This is a genomic window from Rhodococcus sp. P3_B8 (genome assembly GCF_056402775.1).
The window spans coordinates 1-23,040 of sequence record NZ_JBFUGT010000096.1; the positions used below are offsets into that span (position 1 = coordinate 1).

Below are 23,040 nucleotides of genomic sequence, written 5' to 3' on the forward strand. Positions count from 1 at the left end.
CATCCGGTCCGCGCGCACCGGGGGCGCCCCCGTCATCGACGCGCACCACGCTTTCGTGCCGATCGTCCTCGAAGGTGGCGTCGTGGGGGCCTTCGCGGCCTGGACGGCCGAGCACCGCACACTCGACACCACCGACGGCGCGGTCCTCAGCATCCTCGCGAGTCAGACCGCCGTGGCCCTGCAGAATTCGGCGCTCTACCAGCGGGGCCAGCTGCTGCTCGAGCGGGCCGAGCACGCGTACTCGGAGGCGCGTCGTAACGCCTCCGATCTCGCGGTGCGCAACGCCGAACTCGAATCCACCCAGCGTCAACTCGGGGCGGCGCACCGGCACCAGGTGCTCGACGAGGAACGGCACCGGATCGCCCGCGAACTCCACGACAGTGTCACGCAGGCGGTGCTGTCGGCGGGCATGCAGATCGAGGTGTGCCGGAGCGGTGTCCCGGATGACGAGCGCAGCGAGAGGCTCGACCTTGCCAAGGAGTTGACGCGCCGCGCCGTGGAGCAGTTGCGCTCGGCCATCTACGCGCTCAACCACTCCGGGGGTTCCGACCGGACGTCCCTGCCCGAGATGCTCGAACAACTCGGGGTCGTGCACATGCCCGACGAGCTCGCGGTCACCGTACGCGTCGGCGGCACCCCCGCCGAGCTGTCCAGCGACCGGGAACACGCGCTGCTGAGGATCGCCGGCGAGGCGCTGTTCAACGCGGCCGTCCACGCCCACGCGACGCGCGCCGTCCTCCGACTCACGTATTCGGCCGATTCGGTGCTGCTCTCCGTCGCCGACGACGGAGACGGAGACCCCAAGCGGATGCGACTGATGCTGCGGATGGCGGCGAACAACGACCTCGACGGGCACCACCGCGGGTTGGCGAACATGCAGGCCCGGGCAGCCGAATTGGGCGGCACCCTCGAAGTGGCGCGGGCCAGGATCGGCGGAGTCCGGGTTGCTGCCCGGATCCCGTTACATTCCGACAGTGAGGTGGACCGATGACCATACGAACCGCGGTGCGTGACCAGACCGGGTCCGCTCGCCCCACCTCGGTGGTGAAGCTCGTGCTCGTCGACGACCACGCGATTCTCCGTCAGGGACTGCGATCGGTCCTCGAACGGGAGCCGGATCTCGAGGTCGTCGGGGAGGCGTCCTCCATGCAGGAGGCGCTGGCCGTCGTCGGAGACGTCGCGCCGGACGTCGTGCTGATGGACCTGAAGCTGTCGGCCGCCTCCGATTACGAGGGGCTGGCACTGTGCGCCCAGCTGTCCGCCGCGGACGGCACGATGGGGCTGCTCGTGCTCACGACGTTCCTCGACGAGCAACTCGTCGTCCGCGCCATCCACGCCGGCGCCCGCGGATACGTGGTCAAGGACGTCGACACCACCGAACTGGTACGCGCCATCCGCGCGGTGTCCCGCGGCGAGAGCGCATTCGATTCACGCAGCGCGTCGGCGGTGATCCGCTCGCTCAACGGGCAGACGACGCCGCGGGACGGGCTCACCGAGCGTGAACTCGAGGTCCTGCAGCTCCTCGCCAAGGGTCTGTCGAATGCGAAAATCGGCGAGCGGCTGTTCATCTCGGCTACGACGGTGAAATTTCACGTCAGCAACATCATGCGCAAACTCGACGTCGGCCGCCGTGCGGAGGCCGTGTACGAGGCGGGCAAACTCGGTCTGATCTGATCCGGCCCCGTCGCGGCGGTGGCAGCGGAACCCGTCGTGACCACCCGCGAACCGGCGTAGCGTCCCCATCATGGCTGCGATCTCGGTGGAGAATCTCGTCAAGACGTTCGGGCCGACCCGCGCACTCGACGGCCTCGACCTCGAGGTGGGGACGGGGGAGGTGCACGGATTCCTCGGCCCCAACGGGTCCGGCAAGTCGACAACCATCCGGGTGCTGCTCGGCCTGCTGCGCGCGGACTCGGGCAATGCCACTCTCCTGGGCGGCGACCCGTGGCGCGACTCCGTGTCGTTGCACCGGCGGCTCGCCTACGTTCCCGGTGACGTGAACCTGTGGCCCAACCTCACCGGCGGAGAGGCGATCGACCTCCTCGCGGGGTTGCGCGGCGGGCTGGACGAGCCGCGGCGCGCGGAACTCCTCGAGCGATTCGAACTCGATCCGACGAAGAAGGCGCGCACGTACTCGAAGGGCAACCGGCAGAAGGTCGCGCTGGTGGCCGCGTTCGCATCGGACGTCGAACTGTACGTGCTCGACGAACCCACGTCGGGGCTGGATCCGTTGATGGAGTCGGTGTTCCAGGACTGCGTCGAGGAAATGTCCGACGCGGGGAAGACGGTCCTGTTGTCGAGTCACATCCTCGCGGAGGTCGAGGCGCTGTGCGATCGGGTGAGCATCATCCGCGAGGGCCGAACCGTGGAGACCGGCACCCTCGCGGAACTGCGTCACCTCACGCGCACGTCGATCACCGCCGACACGCAGCGGCCGGTGACCGGGCTCGAGGCCGTCGACGGGGTGTACGACGTGCGAGTCGACGGCCTGCACACCCGGTGCGAGGTGGACACCAGCGCGATCGACGGGGTGCTGCGCCACCTGCTGACGTTCGGGATCACGTCGCTGACGTCGACACCACCGACGCTGGAAGAGTTGTTCCTCCGGCACTACGGGGACGAACTGGCCAGAGAGGGCGAGAACCATCGGCGGGCCGAGTCGGGGACGCGGACGCCGTGAGCACGGTGACGGCGCCGGCGCCGGCGAGCCGCGGCCAGTTTGCAGGAACCGCCCGGCTCGTGCGGCTCGCCCTGCGCCGCGACCGCATCCAGTTGCCGGTGTGGCTAGTCGCTCTCGCAGCGCTGCAGGCGTTCTCGGCGTCGAGCGTGCTCGGCCTGTATCCCACGGAGCCCGACCTGCGCAGTTTCGCGATGGCCACTGCGGCGTCGCCGGTCGCGCTGGCCACCAACGGTCTCGTGTCGGGGTACAGCGCCGGCGCCGTGCTCGCCTGTCAGATCGTCATGCCTCTGTCGCTGGCCGCCGGCCTGATGACCACCCTGCTGGTCGTGCGGCACACCCGCCAGAACGAGGAGACCGGCCGCGCCGAACTCGTCGAGGCCGCCGTGGTGGGCCGGAAGGCACTGCTCACCGCGGCCCTGGCGGTGGCGGTCGGTGCGAACCTCGCTCTCGGACTGCTCAACGTCGTCGTGCTGGTGGCGGCGGGTCTGCCACTGGACGGGTCGGTGGCGCTCGGCGCGGCCGTCGCCGGTGCAGGTATCGCGTTCGCGGCGATCGCCGCGGTGACGGCGCAGGTGACGGACAGTGCCCGCACCGCCAACGGACTGGCCGGGGCCGCCCTGGGCGTGGCATTCCTGTTGCGTGCGGTGGGAGACATGACGGGCACGGTGACGAACAACGGCACGCGGGTGGTGAGCGGCTGGCCGACGTGGGTGTCGCCGATCGGCTGGGCCGAGCAGGTCCGTCCGTACGACGACAACGCCTGGTGGGTTCTGGCGCTGCCCGCCGTGTTCGCACTCGCGGTCGGCTCGGTCGCCTTCGCCCTCACCGAGCACCGCGATATCGGCTCGGGGCTCGTGCCGACCCGACCGGGCCCCGCCCGTGCCTCCCGGTCGCTGCCGACGGCGGTCGGATCGGCGTGGCGGATACAACGGACGATCCTGTTCTGGTGGGCATTCGGAATCGCCGTCCTCGCCGTGGTGTACGGCGCGATCGCAGACCAGATCGACGACTTCCTCGGCGAGGGCGAGCAGGTGGCCGACATGATGGAACAGCTCGGCGGCGGCACGACGAACATGGTCGACGCCTACTTCGCCGCCATCTTCGGCATGATGGCGATCGCGGTCGCAGGCTACGCCGTGCAGGCATTGCTGCGGATGCGCGGTGAGGAGTCGGCCGGGCGACTCGAACCCGTTCTCGCGACAGCGGTCTCGCGTCCGCGGTGGATGCTGGCGCACGTCGGCCTGGTCGCCGTCGGCATCGTGGTCCTGCAGACGCTGACCGGGGCGGCGACCGGGCTCGCGTACGGTCTGGTGACCGAGGACGCGCCGGGGAAGGTCGTGCACCTCACGGGGGCCGCCCTCGTCTTCGTACCGGCGATCGGGGTGGTCGCGGCATTGGCGGTGTTGGCGTTCGGCGGCGTCCCGGCCTGGTCGGCCGGGCTCTCCTGGGGTGCGCTCGCGGTCTGCCTGATCTTCGGTTTCCTCGGATCACTGCTCGGGCTGCCTCAGGCGGTCCGCGATCTGTCGCCGTTCACACACGTCCCGCCTGTTCCCGCCGTGGACGTGACGGCCACTCCGCTGGCCTGGCTCGCGGTGATCGCCGTCGTCGTCGGTGCCATCGGAGTGGTGCTATTCCGTCGGCGCGACCTCACGAATTCGTAGCGGCAGAGGGCGGCTGGGTCGGCGGTCGGCGCCGAAGGTCGGTGTCCAGCATGCGGATCAACTCACCGACCCGTCCACCGCCACCCGGTGCCGGTGGAAAGCGTTCGAGCACGTCGACGACGACCGGTGTCGCACGAAGCACCGCTCGCTCGACGTGCCCGGCACCGACGGTCCGATCGTCACCGGCGACGAGTTCGGCGGCTCTGGCCGCGTGGGCGCCTGCTCCGAGAATATGTTTGACCTGGGTGGCCTTGGCCAACGGATGCAGATAGGCGGCGCCTGCCGCAGACATCGCTGCCCACGCTGCCTCGCGCGCAGCCGCAGTGTTCGTTCCCTTGGCTGCCGCGAGGGCGGCCCACGCTGTGTCGCGCAGAGACTTCCCGCGTTCTCCACCCCGCGCGAATTCCCACGCAGCTGTGATCGCGTCTCGGGGCCGCGAGTCGTGCGGCTGATCGTCCTCGAATATCTCGAGGACCACCTCCGCACACCGCGCAGCAAACGCGGAGACCTCACGAAGTTCCTGCTTGCTCAGAACGATCTCGTTCGCTTCCCCCGCCATGGCTACATTTTCGACCATCGGGGCCGGGGCGGGGCCGTGCCGCGCGTTCACGCTGTGCCTTCCCCGAACAGGGCCCGCACGCCGGCGACGTCGTACTCGGCTACCGACGCCGACAGCATGTCCGCGCCTTGCTCGTCGCTCGGGCCGCTGCCGCGGAAAGTGTCGACCGCCGCTTGCGACTCCCAGCGCTCGAAGACGTTGATGCGACCGGGGTCGACCAGGTCGGCGGAGATGGCGAAGTCGAGGCAGCCTGCTGCGCCGCGTGCCTGTTCGACGACCCTCACGCAGCCTGCGAGATAGGACTCGCGCTGCTGCGGTGCGACGGTGATGTGTCCTGCGACGATGACCATGGGTTCGCTCCTCTTCCAAACGTCCTCGTGTCGAGCCGGTCGGGTGTACTTCGGGCCGGGACTGTCTTCGCCACAGCACCTCTCCTCCAGTACAGACAGCATGCGCGCGCGAAACTCATCGCGGTCGTCGTCTCCCCACCACAGCAGATGTGACATGTCGGCCGCGTGGGGGCGATTACCATGCCGGGCATGGGGTGGACTGACGATCTTCGTGGCCGGTTGGACGAACTACCCGACGAGTACCGGGCCGCTCTGCGCGGCAGTCTGGACGACGTGCAGGCGCGCCTGCGTCTGGTGCGCTCGAAGACGACGCTGCTCGGATTGGTCAAAGACCGAACGCTGTGACGCATCCCGGCGGACAATGGCCGGTCTGGCGCTCGACGACACGGTCGACGGCCGGGGCGAGCGCACCGTATGGGCCCTGTACCTGCAGGTACTGCGTGAACTCGCTCAGCACGCCGGTCACGCCGACATACTGCGCGAGCAGATCCTCGCCGACCACATTCCGTGATCGCTGGCGGTCCGTGTGCCCTACTGGGGGCGGATCGGATTGCAGCCGACGCTGACGTAGGTGACGATCCCCTCCTGCAGGCCGCACGTAGTGAAGGCGCCCGTCGAGACGCCGACCTCCCACCACGGGGCGCCGATTCCGCCGACGCACGATCCGGTCGACGGTGTCCCCGTCGGCACCCACAGGCCATCGCGGCGATAGCCCTGAATCCACGGAATGTGCGAGACACCCCCGGGTCCCGGAATCGCTCGCGGCGTCAGGCCGAAGCACTCGACGGTCCCGATGTGGACCGCAGTCATACCATCGGGCACGCCCTGCGCCGTGCAGTGCGAGGTGCCCGATGTAGGCGTGGTGCCGGTGTGACAGTCGGCCGAAGGTTCGGCCTGCGCGGGAGCGGCGGCAACCGCGACCACCGCGGCGGCAAGGGCGGACGACGCGGCCGCTCCGGCAAGGAACCTGCGGATCCTGTGGGTCATCGGATACTCCTTCGGGTCCGGCGGCCCGCTCCTGACGATCGGGTCCGCATGGTGCTTCTGTCGCTGCGTCATCGGATTTCGTTAGCTGAACCGTCGTGGCGCCGACCGTGAGCGCCGGACCGAGGCGAGAGGGACCGAGGTTTTGGAGGACCCACCGGAGGACGCGTATGGGCGGGTGACGAATCCGGAGCGGTTCGCCTCGCTGATCCCGGCCGCCGAGGCCCTGATCGTTCGATGTCGTTGTTGACGTCCTTCCCGGGCCCGGCGCTGCCGCGTGACCCGCGCGCGGTTGCGGTACCGGGAGGTGGTCGAACGCCCATTTGTTCGACGGCCCTGTCGGAAACCTTCTATTGCTGTGGTCGCGTTCGGTTGATAGAATCGAACAAAGTTTCGAACGACCTTGGGGGAGGTTGGTTGTGGGGGCTCCGATTGCAGCGGATCTGGATGAGTTGCGTGCGTTCACGGCGCGGCTGCGGTGTGTCGAGGTGGGTAGGGGTGCGGGGTTGGGGATCGAGTGGCTCGATGCGATCGAGACGTTGAAGTCGGTCGGATGTGCGGTGCAGGCGGTGATCACCGACGACGTCGTCACGTCTATCCGCGCGGACCGCAGGGCTCGGGGGTTGCCGCGGGTGGAGTGGGACCGCGGCATCGCATCGCAGATTGCGTTGGCCCGCAGGGAATCCCCGAACCGTGGCGGTCGGCATCTGGGGTTCGCGCGGGCTCTGGTGCACGAGATGCCGCACACCCTGGCGATGTTGCGGTCGGGCCGGTTGAACGAATGGCGCGCCACGTTGTTGGTGCGGGAAACAGCGTGCCTGTCAGCCACGGATCGGGCGATCGTGGACCGCCGGTTGTGCTCGGACCCGGCCACTCTCGACGGGGTCGGCGACCGGGGTCTGATCGCGCGGGCGAAGGCGTTGGCGGTGGAACTCGATGCCGCGGCGGTGGTGGCCCGGCATCGCACGGCGGTGTCCGAGCGTCGGGTCACGACACGGCCGGCGCCGGATTCGATGGCGTATCTGAGTGTGTTGATGCCGGTCGAGCAGGCGGTGTGTTTGCAGGCCACGTTGGGTCGGGATGCGGACAGTCTGATCGCGACCGGGAACAGCGGCGGTCGCACCCGCAATCAGCTGATGGTGGACCTGTTGTTCGACCGCGGAACCGGCCGGACCGCTGCGAGTGGTGTTCCCGTCGCGGTGAATCTGGTGCTCTCGGACGAGACCTTGCTGGCCGGCGGGCACGAGGCCGCGCAGCTGCAGGGATTCGGGCCGGTGCCGGCGGGGATTGCCCGGCAACTGGTGGCAGATGCGGTGGGGTCGGGTATCGAGGCCACCTTACGAAGGATTTACACCTGCCCGCAGTCGGGGGCGTTGACGGCGATGGAGTCGCAGTCGCGCACGTTCCCGAAGGGCCTGCGACAGCTGATCGACCTGCGGGACGGGACGTGCCGCACCCCGTGGTGCGATGCGCCGATCCGGCATCACGACCACATCCGCTCACGCCGAGAATCCGGTGCCACGACGGCGGACAACGGGTCCGGGCTTTGCGAGGCGTGCAATTATGCGAAGGAAGGCGACGGATGGTCCGCCCGCCCCGTACACAACCCCGGCGGCACCCACCTCATCGACCTGGGCACTCCGACCGGGCACCACTACAGATCAACCGCGCCGCCGCTCCCGACCCCGGCGCATCTGTGGGCGTCATGAGGTGGTCAGCAGTCGATGACGAGCCATCCGCCGTGGTGTTCGAACACCACGAAGGGGCGTCCCGTCGATTCACCGAGCTTCGTGAGCGACGGGGTGTCGAAGGTGCGGATGTGTCCATGGCAGGCCGTTGCCTCGTCCTCGTAGGGGACGGCGACGACAACCCTGTCGCGGGCAACGCGGAGGGCCTCGGATATCACTGCGGCCCCGATGCTTTCGTCCACGTGTTCGAGGAGGTGGATGGCGGTGACGGTGTCGGCTCTGTTGTCGGGAACCGGTACGTGCGCGGCGTCGCACACGAGGGTGCGCAGATCGAGTCCGAGTTCCGGTGCCACGGCGTCGAGGAGGGTCATGGTGCCGGGCAGGATGTCGGTTGCCGTGACGGACCGACCGGCGCGGGCGAGTCGGAGCGGAAGGAATCCGAAGCACGACCCGAGGTCGAGAACCGAACCGCGGACCAATTGTTCCGCCTTCTCGTGGATCGGTGCGAAGTCGGCGGTGCCGTCCAGCAGTTCGTTCAGGGAGTTGCGGTAGTAGACGGTCCACGCTTCGAGCGCACCGTCGACGGTGGAGCGGACCAGTCCGACCATGGTCGATTCGAATTCGTCCTGACCGAAGTCGGCGTCCTCGATGGACGCGGTGACGGAGGCGACGAGTCGTTCGCTCAGATCTTCGGGTGTCAGGGCGTGCGTCACCCGTAACTGGTCGCCGTCACGGGTAAGTGTGAGTGGCCCGGCCGCGACCCGCTCGACCGTGACGTGACCATGTGACCACAGCCCGGATTCGCACGGTGCGAGGGAGTCGAAAGGGGGCGTGTCGAGAGTGGAAGTCATTCGAGGCAACCTTGCCGAGAGGTGATGGCGGGAGTGGGTCAGGTTCGGGTGTCGGGCTCGCCGAGGGAACTCAGCCCATCGTAGAGCGATTGCATTCCGCTGGCGAGTAGTTCGTTCAGCTCGAGCGAATCGTCGTCGAGCCACTGCTCGTACGCCGACATCGCAACGCCGAGTAGGAGATAGCCGACGGTCCGGGGTACGTGGTCGGTCGGTGAGGTTCCGAGCCGGCTCGCGACGTACTCGGCGATGACGTTGCGCCACCCTTCATACATCACCACCGAATACGCCTGCAGGGCGGGGACTCGCAGGATCAGCCCCATGCGTTTGCGGTGGTTGATTTCCTCGCTCGCGGGAAACGCGTTGAATTGCAGGAGTGCTGCGGTGAGCCCGTCGACGATCGGAATGTCGTCGGGTTGCGCTGCGAGTTGGGCGCGCATTTCGGCGAGGTGTGCGTCGAAGTCTCCCCACGGGATCGCGTTCTTGGACGGGAAGTAGCGGAAGAGGGTGCGTCGGGCGATTCCGGATGCTTCGGCGACTTCGTCGACGCTGGTGGCGTCGAACCCCTGTTCCGTGAACAGTTCGATCCCGACGGTGCTGATCCGATCCTGCGTTGTGGACGGGCGTCGCCCTATCCGACTGGATGGTTTTCGACGACTTCTCAATTTTCGTCCCCTCCCGATCTGTCATTCTGCACTCGATGCCATTACAGTGGTGAGGCGAGTCACAGGGACGGTCTCCTATGACGGGGAACATCCCTCCGGCTCGCGCCGTATCACCGAACAGTAGGAGGAAATCATGTCGGATCGCGACAACAACGTGCTGGAAAACGACTTGGTCGAGGAATCCCTGGTGGAAGAGGTCTCGATCGACGGCATGTGCGGCGTGTACTGATCATGTCCGCTCCAGCTTCTGCTTCAGTGGCCGGCAACGCCGGTATCGATCTCGATGTGGGCTGGAAGCTTCATCCGCAGGTGGCGCTGCGTCCCGAACCTTTCGGGGCGCTGCTCTACCACTTCGGGACGCGCAAGCTGTCGTTCCTGAAGAACCGCACGATCGTCGCGGTGGTCGAAGCCCTTCCCTCACACGCCGACGCCCGGTCCGCACTGCGGGCGCAGGGTATCGGGGACGACACTGCCGCGCAGTATGCGCGAGCGCTCGGCACGTTGGCCGAGTCGCACATGATCGTCCCCGCCTGACCAGCTCTCTCCACCCGTACCAGAGGACACAGCCCATGACCTCCATGCTCGAAAGGCCTTCCGCTCCGGTCGGCCGCCTCGTCGACCAGTTCGAACTCGGTCTCGACGCCCCGATCTGCCTCACCTGGGAGTTGACCTACGCGTGCAACCTGTCGTGTGTGCACTGTCTGTCCTCCTCCGGCCGGCGTGACCCGCGGGAGTTGAGCACCGAGCAGTGCAAGTCGATCATCGACGAACTGCAGCGTATGCAGGTCTTCTACGTGAACATCGGCGGCGGTGAGCCGACGGTTCGCTCGGACTTCTGGGAGCTGGTCGACTATGCGACGGCCCACCAGGTGGGGGTGAAGTTCTCCACGAACGGGGTGAAGATCGACAAGAAGGTCGCCGCCCGGCTCGCGGCCAGCGACTACGTCGACGTGCAGATCTCCCTCGACGGTGCGACGGCCGAGGTCAACGACGCCGTTCGTGGTCCGGGTTCGTTCGCGATGGCGGTGCGGGCACTCGAGAATCTGTCCGAGGCGGGTTTCAAGGACGCCAAGATCTCCGTGGTGGTCACCCGGCACAACGTGTCCCAGCTCGACGACTTCAAGGCCCTCGCCGACAAGTACGGCGCCACCCTGCGCATCACCCGGCTGCGACCGTCGGGGCGCGGCGCGGACGTGTGGGACGAACTGCATCCCACGCAGGCGCAGCAGCGCGAGCTGTACAACTGGCTGGTCGCCAACGGTGAGGGCGTGCTCACCGGCGACTCCTTCTTCCACCTGTCCGCGTACGGCGATGCGTTGCCCGGTCTGAACCTGTGCGGCGCCGGACGGGTGGTGTGCCTGATCGACCCGATCGGCGACGTCTACGCCTGCCCGTTCGCGATCCACGAGCAGTTCCTCGCGGGAAACATATTGGCGGACGGCGGTTTCCAGCAGGTGTGGCAGACGTCGGAGCTGTTCCAGGAGCTGCGGTCCCCGCAGACCGGCGGCGCGTGCAGCAAGTGCAACCACTACGACTCCTGCCGCGGCGGCTGCATGGCCGCGAAGTTCTTCACCGGGCTGCCGATGGACGGCCCGGACCCCGAATGTGTGATCGGCAACGGCGAATTGGCGTTGGCTGCCGCGGGGGAGATCCCGAAATCCAGTGTCGACCATTCCCGCACCGGCCAGCGCCGGACTCCGCGGGCGCCGGTTCCGTTGACGCTGATGGTGCGTCCGCCGGCCAAGATTTGTGACGAGAACCCGCTTGCGGGCATGGACCAGACGTAAGTCGTCTGCCAGGTACGAGAGGTATTGCCATGGGTAAGAATCCGTTCTTCGAGACGGTGGCCGAGGCTCAGCGTCGCGCGAAGAAGCGTCTGCCGAAGTCGGTGTATGCAGCGTTGATCGCCGGTTCCGAGCGGGGCGTGACGGTCGACGACAACATCGCGGCCTTCGCCGAGTTGGGGTTCGCCCCCCACGTGGTCGGTTTGTCCGACAAGCGTGAGCTGTCGACGACCGTGATGGGTCAGCCGATTTCGCTGCCCGTCGTGATCTCCCCGACCGGTGTGCAGGCGGTGCACCCCGACGGCGAGGTCGCGGTCGCGCGTGCGGCGGCGGCACGGGGAACGGCGATCGGTCTGAGTTCGTTCGCGAGCAAGTCGATCGAGGAGGTCACGGCGGCCAATCCTCAGACGTTCTTCCAGATGTACTGGGTCGGCACCCGGGACGTGTTGATCCAGCGGATGGAACGCGCCCGCGCCGCGGGGGCGACCGGCCTGATCATCACCACCGACTGGTCGTTCTCGTACGGACGCGACTGGGGTAGCCCGGCCATCCCCGAGAAGATGGACCTCAAGGCGATGCTCCAGTTCGCCCCCGAGGGCATTACTCGTCCAAAGTGGTTGTACGAGTTCGCGAAGACTCGCAAGATCCCGGATCTGACCACCCCGAACCTGGCGCAGCCCGGTCAGGAACCGCCCACGTTCTTCGGCGCCTACGGCGAGTGGATGCAGACGCCGTTGCCGACGTGGGACGACATCGCGTGGCTGCGCGAGCAGTGGGGCGGGCCGTTCATGCTCAAGGGCGTCATGCGGGTCGACGACGCGAAGCGCGCCGTCGACGCCGGCGTCACCGCGATCTCCGTGTCGAATCACGGCGGCAACAACCTCGACGGCACCCCGGCGCCGATCCGCGCGCTGCCCGCCATCGCGGAGGCCGTCGGCGACCAGGTCGAGGTGCTTCTCGACGGTGGTATCCGCCGCGGTAGCGACGTCGTGAAGGCCGTCGCGCTCGGTGCGAGGGCGGTCATGATCGGCCGCGCGTACCTGTGGGGCCTCTCGGCGAACGGTCAGGCCGGCGTCGAGAACGTTCTCGACGTCCTCCGCGGAGGTATCGACTCGGCGTTGCTCGGGCTGGGTCATTCGTCCATCCACGACCTGACGCCGTCCGACGTCGTGATCCCGCCCGGATTCGCCCGTGTGCTCGGCGCCGAATCCTGACCGACGAACGGCGTAGATGTCTGCGCAACTGACGGACCCGATCACCCTGGCCGGCCGCCACGCCCCGGCCAGGGTGCTTCTGGGTCCGCACCCCACCAATCTCGGTGCGGGAAGAGCGCTTTCCCCGCGGCACGTCGCGTATTACGAGCGTCGGGCGCGTGGCGGCGCCGGGATCGTCGTCACCGAGGTGGCGTCGGTCCATGCGTCCGACTGGCCGTACGAGCGGGCTCCGCTGGCGTCCGACTGCGTCGGTGGCTGGCGGGACGTGGTCGCTGCGTGTCGCCCGCACGGCACGCTGGTGCTGGCCGGGCTGGGGCACACCGGACTGCAGGGGTCGAGTGCGTACTCGCAGGCGGTGCTGTGGGGACCGTCGGGCATTGCCGACGTGATCTCCCGTGAGATGCCGATGCAGATGGAGCAGGCGGAGATCGACGGCCTCGTCGAGGGTTTCCGTGCCGCGGCCGCCGCGGCCGTGTCCGCGGACGTGGACGGTGTCGAGCTCGACGCCGGACCGAGAGGGATACTGCGGCAGTTCCATTCGAACCTCACCAATGTTCGCGCAGACGAGTACGGCGCCGACCCGCTGCGCCTCACCCGGGAGGTCCTCGCCGCCGTCCGCGACGAGCTGGGCCCCGACCGGGTCCTGTCCCTGCGCCTGAGCTGCGACGAGGCGACGTCCTGGGCGGGGATCACGCCGTCGATCGCCGCCGGACACGCACGGGAACTTGCCGAGGCACTCGACCTGCTCGTGGTGGTCCGGGGCGGGCCGATGACACCGAACGCGTACCACCCCGACTTCCACCAGTCACCCGCCTTCAACACCGAACTCTGCCGGGACATCCGGGCCGCCGTCGCGGGCGTGGTCCCGGTCGTTCTCCAGGGCAGCGTCGTCGATCCAGCCGTCGCCTCCCGGGCGCTCGACGAGGGTGTCGCCGACGTCGTCGAGATGACGCGCGCCCAGATCGCCGACCCCGACCTCGTCGTCAAGATCCGGCGCGGTGCGGTGCCGCGGCCGTGCGTCCTGTGCAATCAGACGTGCCAGGTGCTCGACCCCCGCAATCCGGTCGTGACCTGCGTCGGTAATCCGACGGCCGGACACGAGACCGTCGATCCCGTCGAGGGCATCGCTGATGTTGCTACCGGCGCGGTGCTGGTGGTCGGGGGCGGTCCGGCCGGTCTCGAGGCGGCGCGAGTGCTGGCCCTGCGCGGTCACCGCGTCACCGTGGCGGACGCGTCGGCCCGGGTCGGCGGGATGGTGCGGGCAGCCGTAGGTGCGCCGCACCTCAGAGCGCTCACCGACTGGCTCGAGAACGAATGCCGCAGCCTCGGGGTCGAATTCCGTCTCGGCGCCACTGTCTCGGACGCCGACATCGACGCCGCGGAACGCGAGGGCGCGACGGTGGTCCTCGCAACCGGCAGCAGGCCCAGCCCGCTGCCGTTCCCCGTCGAGGGGAGCGTCCGGTGTGTCGGTGCCGCGGACCCGCTGGATGGCGGCGCGCCGGCGGAAGGGCCCCACGTCGTCTTCGACCCGGTCGGCGGACCGGTCGGCGTGGCGGTCGCCGAATGGCTCGCGGCGCAGGGACGCGACGTGAGCATCGTGACCCAGGACTCCGTGGCCGGTTCGCGACTGGGCATGACCGGAGATCTCGCCGATGCCAACACCCGTCTGCAACGAGCCGGGGTGACGCGCCACCTCGACAGCCGCATCGTCTCGATCGGCGACGACGGCATGCGGATCCGCAACCGGTACACCGCCGAAGAGTCGGTGGTGCCGTGCACCGTGCTGATCGACTGCTCACACCGTCTCCCCGAGGACACCCTCGGCTCGTCGCGTCCGGATGCGGTGCGGGTCGGCGACTGCGTGGCTCCCCGGACACTCCTCGAGGCGGTCCGTGAGGGTCGCACCGCGGCGCTGACCGTGACCGCACACAGGCAGAACGAGTTCGACCACCATCCGTTCACCCTCGTCAACGAGAGATAGGACATTTCATGGGACAGTTCGACGACAAGGTCGCGTTCATCACCGGGGCTGCCCGTGGGCAGGGGCGGACGCACGCGGTGCGGTTGGCGCGCGAAGGTGCGGCGATCATCGCCGTGGACATCTGCGGGCCGGTGTCGGAGTTCAACAGCTACGAGCCGGCGACGCCGGACGACCTGGCCGAGACGGTGCGGCTCGTGGAATCCGAGGGCGGCAAGATTCTCGCCGAGCAGGCGGACGTGCGTGACAGTGCTCAACTGAAGTCTGTGGTGGACCGGGGAGTCGAACAGTTCGGCCGGCTCGACATCGTGATCGCGAACGCCGGGATCTGCAATTGGAATCGCTTCTGGGAGATGCCCGACGAGCAGTGGGAGTCGCTGATCGACGTGAACCTCACCGGGGCGTGGAAGACGCTGAAGGCTGCGGTGCCGGCGCTGATCGAGGGAGGCCGCGGGGGTTCGATCATCGTGATCAGCTCCGTCGCGGGCATCAAGCCGCTTCCGGGGCAGGCGAATTACGCCGCCTCCAAGTTCGGGCTCGTCGGACTGACCCAGACCGCGGCAAAGGAACTGGGTGAATACGGGATTCGGGTCAACTCCGTTCACCCGTACGGGGTGAAGACTCCGATGGGCACGGATCCGGGCAGCCTCGTGATACTYGAGAAGCACCCGCACTACCTGTCGAGCTTCGGCACCATCCTCACCGAGCATCCGCTGGCCGACACCGACGACATCACCGATGCGGTGCTGTGGCTGGCCGGCGACGGTTCGAGGAGGGTCACGGGCAGTCAGGTCGCCGTCGACATGGGCAACACCAAGGTGTGAGCACCTCCGCGTACCGCCACCTGTTCACCCGATTGCGCGTGGGGCCGCTGACCCTGCGCAATCGGGTGGTCTTCTCCGCGCACCTCACGGGGTACGCCGTCGACGGCCTGCCCACCGCGCAGCACGCCGCCTACTATGCGGCGCGCGCGAAGGGCGGTGCCGGCCTGATCATCTCCGAGGAGCACGCGACCCATCCGGGGGACTGGCCGTACGAGAAGGTGATCGCCGGCTACCGGCCGGAGGTCGTCCCTGGGTACCGGCGGATCACCGACGCGGTCCACCACCACGGTGTCCCGATTCTGGCTCAGATCAACCACAACGGCGGCCAGGGGTCGAGCATGTACTCGCGGCGGCCGCTGTGGGCGCCGAGCGCCGTCCCCGATCCACTGTTCCGCGAAGTTCCCAAGGCGGTCGATCAGCGGGAGATCCGGACCCTCGTCGACGGGTACGCGCGCGTGGCCGAGCACTGTGTCCTAGGCGGATTCGACGGGATCGAACTGCAATGTTCCCATTCGTCGCTGGTGCGGAGCTTCCTCGCCCCTGCTACGAACCAGCGCACGGACCATTACGGGGGATCGTTGGAGAACCGGGCCCGGTTCCTCCTCGAGGTCGTCGAGGCCGTGCGCGGCGCGATCGGTCCGGATCGCGCACTCGGGGTGAGGCTCGCGGGGGAGGATCTGTTCGATGGTGGAGTCCGCCTCGACGAGGCGGTGGAGGTGGCCGCTCTGGTGGAGGCGGACGGCCGTGTCGACTACATCAACACGTCCATCGGGATGGCCACCGAGACGCTCCACATGATCGAGGCCTCCATGGCCGTCCCTCGCGGGTACGCGTTGTTCGTCCCGAACGCCATCCGGCAACGGGTCGGTCTTCCCGTGGTCGGCGTCGGCCGATTCTCCGATCCGCACCAGGCCGACCAGGCTTTGGACGAGGGGCACTGCGACCTGATCGGGGTGGTGCGCGGCCAGATCGCAGACCCGGACTTCGCGGCGAAGGCCCTGGCCGGCGAAGAAGGAAACATTCGAACGTGCCTGGCGTGCAATCAGGAATGCATCGGACGTATGGGGCTGGGCCGGTGGCTCGGGTGCGTCGTCAACCCGCGCGCGGGCAGGGAATCGGTCCTGCTGCCCGCACCGACCGTTCCCGGCAGACGGGTCTTCGTGGTCGGCGGTGGCCCGGCCGGGCTCAAGGCCGCGGCGACCGCGGCGCAGCGGGGTCACGACGTGACGCTGTTCGAACGCGCGACGGTTCTCGGCGGCCAGATCCGGACGGCTGCCGTCGTCCCGGGCCGCCGCGAGTTCCTAGACCTCGTCGTCGATCTGGAATCGGAATGCGCTCGGCGCGGTGTGGACGTGCGGAGCGGCACCGACGCGACCGCCGGGGCACTGGTGCAGGGACGTCCCGACGTGGTGGTGCTCGCGACCGGGGCGCGTCCGCGCCGACCGCGCTGGGCGGGCGCGTCGGACCGGGTGGTGGACGTGCGGGACGTGCTGGAGGACCGCGCGCGTCCGGCCGGGACGGTGCTGGTGGTCGACGAATTGGGATTCCATCAGGGCACGTCCGTCGCGGAGTTCGTCGCCGACGCCGGGTGTGCCGTCACGATCTGCACACCGGGGATGATCGTCGGCCAGGATCTCGGCATCACGCTGGACCTCGAGGGATGGAACCGGCGGGCGGACGGCAAGGGCATCACGCAGGTGACGGACGTGGTGCCGACCGGGTGCGAAGCCGCAGACGGTGGGCGGCTCGCGGTCACACTCCTGCACCACCCGACCGGTGAGTTGCGACAGCTCACCGTCGACTGGGTGGTGTCCTCGGCGCATCAGCAGCCGGAGGACGATCTGTGGAAAGAGCTGGCCGACAGCGGTATCGAGGTTCATCGCGTCGGCGACGCCCTGGCTCCGCGGCGCGCGCATTCCGCCGTCATCGAGGGGGAGCGGGTCGCGCTCGCGCTCTAGCGCGCGCAGCGGCCGGTTCCGCATCGCCTAGCATCGGTGGATGCCCCATTCCGGACACCTCGACGACGCGGTGTGGCCCGAACTCGTGTCCCGCGTGTCGACGGTCGTGGTCCCGGTCGGCTCTCTCGAGCAGCACGGACCGCATCTGCCGCTCGACACCGACACCGCCATCGCCGACGCCGTGTCCCGCGCGCTGCCGCACGTGCTGGTGGCGCCCCCGATCGCCTACGGCGCCAGTGGCGAGCACGAGGGGTTTCCCGGGACGATCTCGCTCGGGGCGGAGGCGCTGGAGACCGTGTTGGTCGAGTACGGCAGGTCCGCGTGCCGGTGGGCGGACCGTGTGCTGTTCGTCAATGGGCACGGCGGAAACGGGCCCGCGCTGGTCAAGGCTGTCGCCTTGCTTCGGTACGAGGCCCGCGATGTGGCGTGGGTGCCGTGTGCGGTACCCGGGGCGGACGCCCATGCCGGGCGTACGGAAACGTCCTTGTTGCTACACCTTTCACCCGGTCGGGTGAGGTTGTCCAGGGCTGAAGCCGGTAATGCGGAACCTATTGCGAGGTTGATGCCAAGACTGCGCGAAGGCGGTATGGTCGCCGTGTCGGCCAACGGCGTGCTCGGTGACCCGACGGGCGCTACGGCCGCGGAGGGGGCGCAGATCTTCGGCGTACTCGTCCACGCAGTCACCAAGGCACTGGCCCGGTGGGAACCGGGCCCCGATGGAAGGCTCCGGTCGGAACCGGGCGCCGATGGGAGGCTCCAATGACCCGCACGGGCGTCCTCGAGTTGCCGAGGGCGGATTTCCGGCATGCCGACGCGACTAATTTCCGGCATGCCCTGCCAGCGCTCTCCGATCCGCCTACGATCGACTGATGCGCCAAGCTCGACTTCCCGACGGATTCGGGATCCGAATCGACCCCAAGGTACGCGCATATTCCGGAGGTCGAGTGCTCATCGGCGGTTCGCCGACTCGGATGCTGAAGCTGGCACCCACCGCGGCGGCCATGATCGGAGACGGCTACCTCGAGGTCGTCGATCCGCAGTCCGCGGTCGTTGCACGCCGCCTCCTCGATTCGGGGGTCGCCAACCCGCGCCCCATGAGTACTCCGTCGCCCCGGGATGTCACCGTTGTCATTCCGGTGAAGAACAACGCGTCGGGGCTGCACCGGGTGCTGGCCTCGCTCCGCGGACTCGAGGTGGTCGTCGTCGACGACGGATCCGACGTCCCGATCGTCGCCCCCGTGCTGCAGAACGGGTGCGGTGGCCGCGTCACCGTTCTGCGCCACGAGACGGCCAAGGGACCGGCCGCGGCACGGAACACCGGTCTGCGTTACGCCGCAACTCCGTTCGTGGCGTTCCTCGACTCCGACGTCCTGCCGCGCACCGGCTGGATCGAGGTCATGCTCGGCCACTTCAGCGATCCCGCGGTCGCACTCGTCGCCCCGAGAATCGTGGCGCTCGAACCCGAGGCGAGCACACTCGCGCGGTACGAGCACGCCCGCTCCTCCCTCGACCTCGGACGTAAGGAGTCCGCGGTCCAGTCCGGCGGCCCGGTGTCGTACGTCCCGAGCGCCGCGATGATCGCCCGCCGCGAGGTGCTCGACGAATTCGGCGGCTTCGACGAGTCCATGCACGTGGCGGAGGACGTCGACCTGTGCTGGCGACTCCAGGAGTCCGGCTGGCGACTGCGGTACGAGCCGGTGGCTCACGTTGCGCACGATCACCGTGTGACGTTCGGAAAGTGGTTCGACCGCAAGCTGTTCTACGGCACCGGTGCGGCGCCGCTGGCGGCAAGGCATTCGGGGATGGTTCCCCCGCTGTCGATGTCGCCGTGGACGTTCTTCGCGTGCCTCGCCGCCGCCACCTGCACCCGGCTCGGCCTGCTCGGCGCCGTCGCCACACTCGCGATGATGCTGCTGCGCCTGCGCCGCATGTTCACCGGCCTCGACCAGCCGACCCGCATCGCCGCGATCCTTGCGGCCCAGGGCTTCGCCGGCGGTGCCTGGCAACTGGCGTCCGCGATGTGTCGCCACTATTGGCCGATCACTCTGCTGGCGGTGCTGCTGTCGAAACGGATTCGCCGTATCGCGCTCGCGATCGCCGTCGCCGAGGGCGTCGCCGACTGGGCGACCCACCGGGAGCCCGGAGGGCTGGGACCGGTGCGGCACACGGTGTTCAAGCGGATCGACGACGTCGCGTACGGCGCCGGGCTCTGGAAGGGCGCCATCACGGCCCGCGACCTCGACGCATTGAAGCCCCGGTTGAAGTCGTAGTGGCCGATCCGATTCGCGCCGCCGACGTCGTGGTCGTCGGCGGCGGTTCGAGTGGATGCGTCGTGGCCGCCCGGCTCAGCGAGAATCCCGGACGATCGGTCCTCCTCCTCGAGTCCGGACCCGGTTACCGGTCGGTGTCCGACTGTCCCGTGCTCGACTACCGGACGCTGCCGGTCGGTCCGGGCAGCGCGTTCGCCGAGACGTACGGCGTGGAGCTGGCACGAAGCGTTCCCTCGGCCATGGTGCGGGGGCACGTCCTCGGCGGTTCGGGCGCCGTCAACGGCGCCTACTTCGTCCGTGGGACGGAAGCGGATTTCCGGCACTGGCCCGCGTCGTGGTCGTACGAGAACGTGCTGCCGGCCTTCCGGGCACTCGAGCGTGACGCCGACTTCGACGACTCCCGGCACGGCACGACCGGACCGATGCCCGTTCGCAGGCAGCCCGCGGAGCGGCTGAGCGAGATCAGCGCGGCGTTCCGAGCCGCGGCACTCGGTGCAGGACATCCCGAGGAACCCGACAAGAACGGCGCGGGCGCAGGCGGGATCGGTCCGGTGCCCCTGAACGTCGACGGCGGCCACCGTGTCAGTACGGCAGTGGCGTACCTGCTTCCGGCATGGGAGCGGCCCAATCTGGCGGTCGAAGCGAATTCCGATGTCGTCCGAATTCTGTTCTCCGGTAACGAGACCGTCGGGGTGGAAGTGGAGTCGGACGGTGTGCGGCGCACGGTCCGCACCGGTCGGGTCGTGCTGGCGGCAGGTCCGGTCGAAACCCCGGTGCTGCTGATGCTTTCGGGTATCGGTCCGGCGAAACACCTGACGGACAACGACATTCCCGTCGTCCTCGACGCGCCCGGTGTGGGCAGCGACTTCAGTGATCACCCCGAAGTGGCTCTGCCGTACCGTATCCGGGACTCGCTCCGCCGCAGCGACACCAGTCCGGTCGTCGAAACGGTGCTGAATGTCGGCGACCTCGAGATCCGTCCGTACACGGCGCCGTTCGACGTGCTCGTCCCCGGATCCGGGCAGCCCGACCCGATCCTCGGGATCGGGCTCATGGTGACGGACAGCCGGGGCGACATCCGGCTCACGTCGCGGCACCGCCGGGACCGTCCCCGAATCGAATACCGCTACGCGCAATCCGCCGCCGACCGCCGGGCGCTGCGCGAGGGACAAGCCATCGGACTGGAACTGCTCCGTTCGCGGGAGCTCGGTCCGTTGGTCGTGCCGCTGTCCGAGGAGGTATCCGACCGCGCGGTGCTCGCGCATCTGGGGACGTCGCTGCACCTGTGCGGCAGTTGCCGGATGGGCGGACGCGACGACGCGGGCGCGGTGGTGGACGAGTGGTGCAACGTCCGCGGAATGGAAGGGCTGACCATCGCCGACACCTCGGTGTTCCCGGTGGTCCCGAGCCGTGGGCCGCACGCCACGGCGGTGATGGTCGCCGAGCGCGTCAGTACCTTCCTGCGGGAGTGACCGAGGGGGCGACACGGGCCCGTGTGATGCGGGTTACAGTAGGCAGAGACGCCGTGGAGGAGTTCGATGCAAAGTCAACCGCCCACAGGGGGCAATCCGTGGGTCGCTGTGCGCCCGGGAGACGACGTCGCGATGCTGGCGCGCAGGGTGTCGTCGGCGCATCAGTTGTTCGTCGAGCGTCACGCACCCGCCGGTCGTGCCCCGGACGGTGACGGGAATTCCGTCCGTTCCGTCATCCTCGACTCGTGGATGCGCAGCACCAGCAAGGGAGTGAACCCGGACGGGTCGGCCCGCGCCGTCGATCTGGCGTCCGCGGATCTCGCCACGTACCGGGCGTCCCACCCGATGTCGATCATCCGCCCGGTGGTCCGCAAGCTTCTCGTCGAGGACGCCGCCGACACCGGGCTGCTCGTGGCCATCACGGACGAGAAGGGTCAGCTGCTGTGGGTGGAGGGCGATTCGTCCGCCAAGGACCGCGCACTGGAGATGAACTTCGTCGAGGGCGCCGACTGGAGTGAGGGCACCGTCGGCACCAATGCCCCGGGTACCGCGCTGGCCCTCGACCATTGCGTGCAGATCTTCGGTGCCGAGCATTTCAGCCGCTCGGTGCACGACTGGAGTTGTTCGGCGGCGCCCGTCCACGACCCCGCGACCGGACTGATCGTCGGGGCCATCGACATCACCGGTGGTCCGCGGGTGGCGGTGCCCGAGGTGCTCTCGCTGATCAGGGCGACCGTCGCGGCCGCCGAGGCGGAGCTGCGACTGCACCAGCTGCGTTCACCGCACCCGCTCGTCGAGACGGTACTGCGGTTGGAGGTGCTGGGATCGGGTCGGCCGACACTGGTCCGTGGGCCCGAACGCATCCCGCTGTCGCAGCGGCACGCGGAGATCCTCCTGCTCCTGGCGGAGCACCCCGAAGGCCTGAGTTCCGACCGCCTCGCGGTCCTGCTCGACGAGAACGAACTCGACGCCGTCACCATTCGTGCCGAGATGTCGCGCCTGCGTAAGGTTTTCGGTCCGGCAAACCTCGGTTCGCGGCCCTATCGGCTGCTCGCCGAATTGACCTCGGACCTCCGGCAGGTCCGCGGAGCCCTGGACCGTGGCGAGCTCACCGCCGCCCTCGACGTCTACTCAGGCCCGGTCCTTCCCGGGTCGGAGGCGCCCGGGGTCGAGGATCTTCGCGACGAGTTGCGGGCACGCGTCCAGGCGGCGCTGCTGCGGGAAGGTGATCAACGGTTGCTCGCCAAATGGACCACGTCCGTCCACGGCCGTGAGGACGTCGCCGCATGGGAGGCGTATCTGGCGGGCCTCGACCCGCGTTCACCCCTGTATTCCCAGGTCAAGTCCAGGATCGATCTGTTCGATCAGCAGTACGCAACGTAGTTGCAACGGTACGGTCCCTAGTGTTGTGAGTCACACCCAGTTCCACCCGAGTTTCACGACACCAGGGAGTTATCGATGACCGTGTATGCCCGCCCGGGTTCGCCGGACGCCGTCATGTCCTTCCAATCGCGTTACGACAACTGGATCGGCGGCCAGTGGGTTGCGCCCGTCAAGGGCCAGTACTTCGAGAATCCGACACCCGTCACCGGACAGCCGTTCTGCGAGGTCGCGCGTTCGACGTCCGAGGACATTGAACTTGCGCTCGACGCCGCACACGCTGCGGCTCCGGCCTGGGGCAAGACATCGGTGGCGGAGCGCGCCATCATCCTGAACAAGATCGCGGACCGCATCGAGGAGAACCTCGAGTCCATCGCGCTCGCCGAGTCCTGGGACAACGGCAAGCCGATCCGCGAGACCCTGAACGCCGACATTCCGCTGGCCGTCGACCACTTCCGCTACTTCGCCGGTGCGATCCGGGCGCAGGAAGGCGCACTGTCGGAGATCGACTCCGACACCGTCGCCTACCACTTCCACGAGCCGCTCGGCGTCGTCGGCCAGATCATCCCCTGGAACTTCCCGATCCTCATGGCCGTGTGGAAGCTCGCTCCCGCACTCGCCGCGGGCAACGCAGTCGTTCTCAAGCCCGCCGAGCAGACCCCGGCGTCGATCCTGCACCTGATCTCCGTCATCGGCGACCTGCTGCCCGCCGGTGTGGTGAACAT

General features: G+C 68.5%; 25 protein-coding genes. 20 read left to right on the forward strand and 5 right to left on the reverse strand.

The window, feature by feature from the left end; all coding sequences use genetic code 11:
- From AC1D1G_RS24705 to AC1D1G_RS24720, 4 genes are all read left to right on the forward strand, one after another.
- Nucleotides 1-991 (forward strand): GAF domain-containing sensor histidine kinase (locus AC1D1G_RS24705; RefSeq protein WP_477954065.1); only part of this gene is annotated, 991 nt, incomplete at its 5' end.
- Nucleotides 988-1,674, forward strand: a complete 687-nt coding sequence (locus tag AC1D1G_RS24710; protein WP_105412707.1) for a MadR family response regulator transcription factor — start codon at nt 988-990, stop codon at nt 1,672-1,674. The genes AC1D1G_RS24705 and AC1D1G_RS24710, both read left to right, overlap by 4 nt.
- 70 nt (nt 1,675-1,744) lie before the next feature.
- Nucleotides 1,745-2,680 (forward strand): ABC transporter ATP-binding protein, encoded by a 936-nt coding sequence (locus tag AC1D1G_RS24715; protein WP_280783576.1) that lies wholly within the window; start codon nt 1,745-1,747, stop codon nt 2,678-2,680.
- Nucleotides 2,677-4,341 (forward strand): ABC transporter permease, encoded by a 1,665-nt coding sequence (locus AC1D1G_RS24720; RefSeq protein WP_283354173.1) that lies wholly within the window; start codon nt 2,677-2,679, stop codon nt 4,339-4,341. The genes AC1D1G_RS24715 and AC1D1G_RS24720 overlap by 4 nt, the downstream gene beginning before the upstream one ends.
- Here the strand turns inward: AC1D1G_RS24720 and AC1D1G_RS24725 are convergent.
- Together AC1D1G_RS24725 and AC1D1G_RS24730 are read right to left on the reverse strand one after the other, a co-directional pair.
- Nucleotides 4,328-4,900: a putative immunity protein gene (locus AC1D1G_RS24725; RefSeq protein WP_283354174.1), complete on the reverse strand. Its 573-nt coding sequence runs from the start codon at nt 4,898-4,900 to the stop codon at nt 4,328-4,330. The genes AC1D1G_RS24720 and AC1D1G_RS24725 overlap by 14 nt on opposite strands.
- 47 nt (nt 4,901-4,947) lie before the next feature.
- On the reverse strand, nt 4,948-5,250 hold the full coding sequence (locus AC1D1G_RS24730; RefSeq protein ID WP_283354175.1) for a putative quinol monooxygenase: 303 nt from the start codon (nt 5,248-5,250) through the stop codon (nt 4,948-4,950).
- A 189-nt stretch (nt 5,251-5,439) separates the two neighbouring features.
- Between AC1D1G_RS24730 and AC1D1G_RS24735 the strand changes: the two genes are divergently transcribed.
- Together AC1D1G_RS24735 and AC1D1G_RS24740 are read left to right on the forward strand one after the other, a co-directional pair.
- Nucleotides 5,440-5,595, forward strand: coding sequence for a DinB family protein (locus tag AC1D1G_RS24735; protein ID WP_283332939.1), 156 nt, complete (start codon nt 5,440-5,442; stop codon nt 5,593-5,595).
- Between the two features lie 16 nt (nt 5,596-5,611).
- Nucleotides 5,612-5,761 (forward strand): mycothiol transferase, encoded by a 150-nt coding sequence (locus tag AC1D1G_RS24740; protein ID WP_283354176.1) that lies wholly within the window; start codon nt 5,612-5,614, stop codon nt 5,759-5,761.
- A gap of 20 nt (nt 5,762-5,781) precedes the next feature.
- Here AC1D1G_RS24740 and AC1D1G_RS24745 read toward each other — a convergent pair whose 3' ends face one another.
- Nucleotides 5,782-6,237 carry a hypothetical protein gene (locus AC1D1G_RS24745; RefSeq protein ID WP_283332941.1) on the reverse strand — a complete coding sequence of 152 codons (456 nt, stop codon included), beginning with the start codon at nt 6,235-6,237 and terminating at the stop codon, nt 5,782-5,784.
- A gap of 142 nt (nt 6,238-6,379) precedes the next feature.
- Between AC1D1G_RS24745 and AC1D1G_RS24750 the strand changes: the two genes are divergently transcribed.
- Both AC1D1G_RS24750 and AC1D1G_RS24755 read left to right on the forward strand, forming a co-directional pair.
- Nucleotides 6,380-6,484 carry a DUF6226 family protein gene (locus AC1D1G_RS24750; RefSeq protein ID WP_477954066.1) on the forward strand — a complete coding sequence of 35 codons (105 nt, stop codon included), beginning with the start codon at nt 6,380-6,382 and terminating at the stop codon, nt 6,482-6,484.
- Between the two features lie 169 nt (nt 6,485-6,653).
- Nucleotides 6,654-7,943 carry an HNH endonuclease gene (locus tag AC1D1G_RS24755; RefSeq protein ID WP_283354177.1) on the forward strand — a complete coding sequence of 430 codons (1,290 nt, stop codon included), beginning with the start codon at nt 6,654-6,656 and terminating at the stop codon, nt 7,941-7,943.
- A 5-nt stretch (nt 7,944-7,948) separates the two neighbouring features.
- On the opposite strand, the gene mftM is transcribed toward AC1D1G_RS24755, so the two are convergent.
- Nucleotides 7,949-8,773 carry a mycofactocin oligosaccharide methyltransferase MftM gene (mftM, locus tag AC1D1G_RS24760; protein WP_477954067.1) on the reverse strand — a complete coding sequence of 275 codons (825 nt, stop codon included), beginning with the start codon at nt 8,771-8,773 and terminating at the stop codon, nt 7,949-7,951.
- 38 nt (nt 8,774-8,811) lie between these two features.
- Nucleotides 8,812-9,435, reverse strand: a complete 624-nt coding sequence (gene mftR, locus AC1D1G_RS24765) for a mycofactocin system transcriptional regulator (protein WP_005239471.1) — start codon at nt 9,433-9,435, stop codon at nt 8,812-8,814.
- A 133-nt stretch (nt 9,436-9,568) separates the two neighbouring features.
- On the opposite strand from mftR, the gene mftA reads away from it, so the two are divergent.
- The 12 genes from mftA to AC1D1G_RS24825 form a co-directional block, all read left to right on the forward strand.
- Nucleotides 9,569-9,664 (forward strand): mycofactocin precursor MftA, encoded by a 96-nt coding sequence (mftA, locus tag AC1D1G_RS24770; protein WP_005573048.1) that lies wholly within the window; start codon nt 9,569-9,571, stop codon nt 9,662-9,664.
- A 2-nt stretch (nt 9,665-9,666) separates the two neighbouring features.
- Nucleotides 9,667-9,969 carry a mycofactocin biosynthesis chaperone MftB gene (mftB, locus tag AC1D1G_RS24775; RefSeq protein ID WP_080578158.1) on the forward strand — a complete coding sequence of 101 codons (303 nt, stop codon included), beginning with the start codon at nt 9,667-9,669 and terminating at the stop codon, nt 9,967-9,969.
- A 35-nt stretch (nt 9,970-10,004) separates the two neighbouring features.
- Nucleotides 10,005-11,222, forward strand: a complete 1,218-nt coding sequence (gene mftC / locus AC1D1G_RS24780; RefSeq protein WP_037244550.1) for a mycofactocin radical SAM maturase — start codon at nt 10,005-10,007, stop codon at nt 11,220-11,222.
- Nucleotides 11,223-11,251: 29 nt separating this feature from the next.
- Nucleotides 11,252-12,433 (forward strand): pre-mycofactocin synthase MftD, encoded by a 1,182-nt coding sequence (mftD, locus tag AC1D1G_RS24785; RefSeq protein ID WP_280783586.1) that lies wholly within the window; start codon nt 11,252-11,254, stop codon nt 12,431-12,433.
- 16 nt (nt 12,434-12,449) lie between these two features.
- Entirely contained in the window at nt 12,450-14,414 is a 1,965-nt protein-coding gene (locus tag AC1D1G_RS24790) for a mycofactocin system FadH/OYE family oxidoreductase 1 (RefSeq protein ID WP_477954069.1), read from the forward strand.
- An 8-nt stretch (nt 14,415-14,422) separates the two neighbouring features.
- Complete coding sequence (locus tag AC1D1G_RS24795; protein ID WP_477954070.1) at nt 14,423-15,235, forward strand: mycofactocin-coupled SDR family oxidoreductase; 813 nt, start codon at nt 14,423-14,425, stop codon at nt 15,233-15,235.
- Complete coding sequence (locus AC1D1G_RS24800) at nt 15,232-17,193, forward strand: mycofactocin system FadH/OYE family oxidoreductase 2 (protein WP_477954071.1); 1,962 nt, start codon at nt 15,232-15,234, stop codon at nt 17,191-17,193. The genes AC1D1G_RS24795 and AC1D1G_RS24800 overlap by 4 nt, the downstream gene beginning before the upstream one ends.
- 40 nt (nt 17,194-17,233) lie before the next feature.
- A complete protein-coding gene (gene mftE / locus AC1D1G_RS24805) occupies nt 17,234-17,956 on the forward strand; it encodes a mycofactocin biosynthesis peptidyl-dipeptidase MftE (RefSeq protein ID WP_477954072.1) in 723 nt (240 codons plus the stop codon).
- A gap of 106 nt (nt 17,957-18,062) precedes the next feature.
- A complete protein-coding gene (mftF, locus tag AC1D1G_RS24810; protein ID WP_280783591.1) occupies nt 18,063-19,463 on the forward strand; it encodes a mycofactocin biosynthesis glycosyltransferase MftF in 1,401 nt (466 codons plus the stop codon).
- Nucleotides 19,463-20,935, forward strand: a complete 1,473-nt coding sequence (mftG, locus tag AC1D1G_RS24815) for a mycofactocin dehydrogenase MftG (protein WP_477954073.1) — start codon at nt 19,463-19,465, stop codon at nt 20,933-20,935. Before mftF ends, mftG begins: the two co-directional genes overlap by 1 nt.
- A 66-nt stretch (nt 20,936-21,001) precedes the next feature.
- The gene (locus AC1D1G_RS24820; RefSeq protein ID WP_477954075.1) at nt 21,002-22,318 is read left to right on the forward strand and encodes a transcriptional regulator; all 1,317 of its coding nucleotides are present in this window, start codon (nt 21,002-21,004) and stop codon (nt 22,316-22,318) included.
- 75 nt (nt 22,319-22,393) lie between these two features.
- On the forward strand, nt 22,394-23,040 hold a 647-nt coding region (locus tag AC1D1G_RS24825; protein ID WP_477954076.1), incomplete at its 3' end, for an aldehyde dehydrogenase family protein.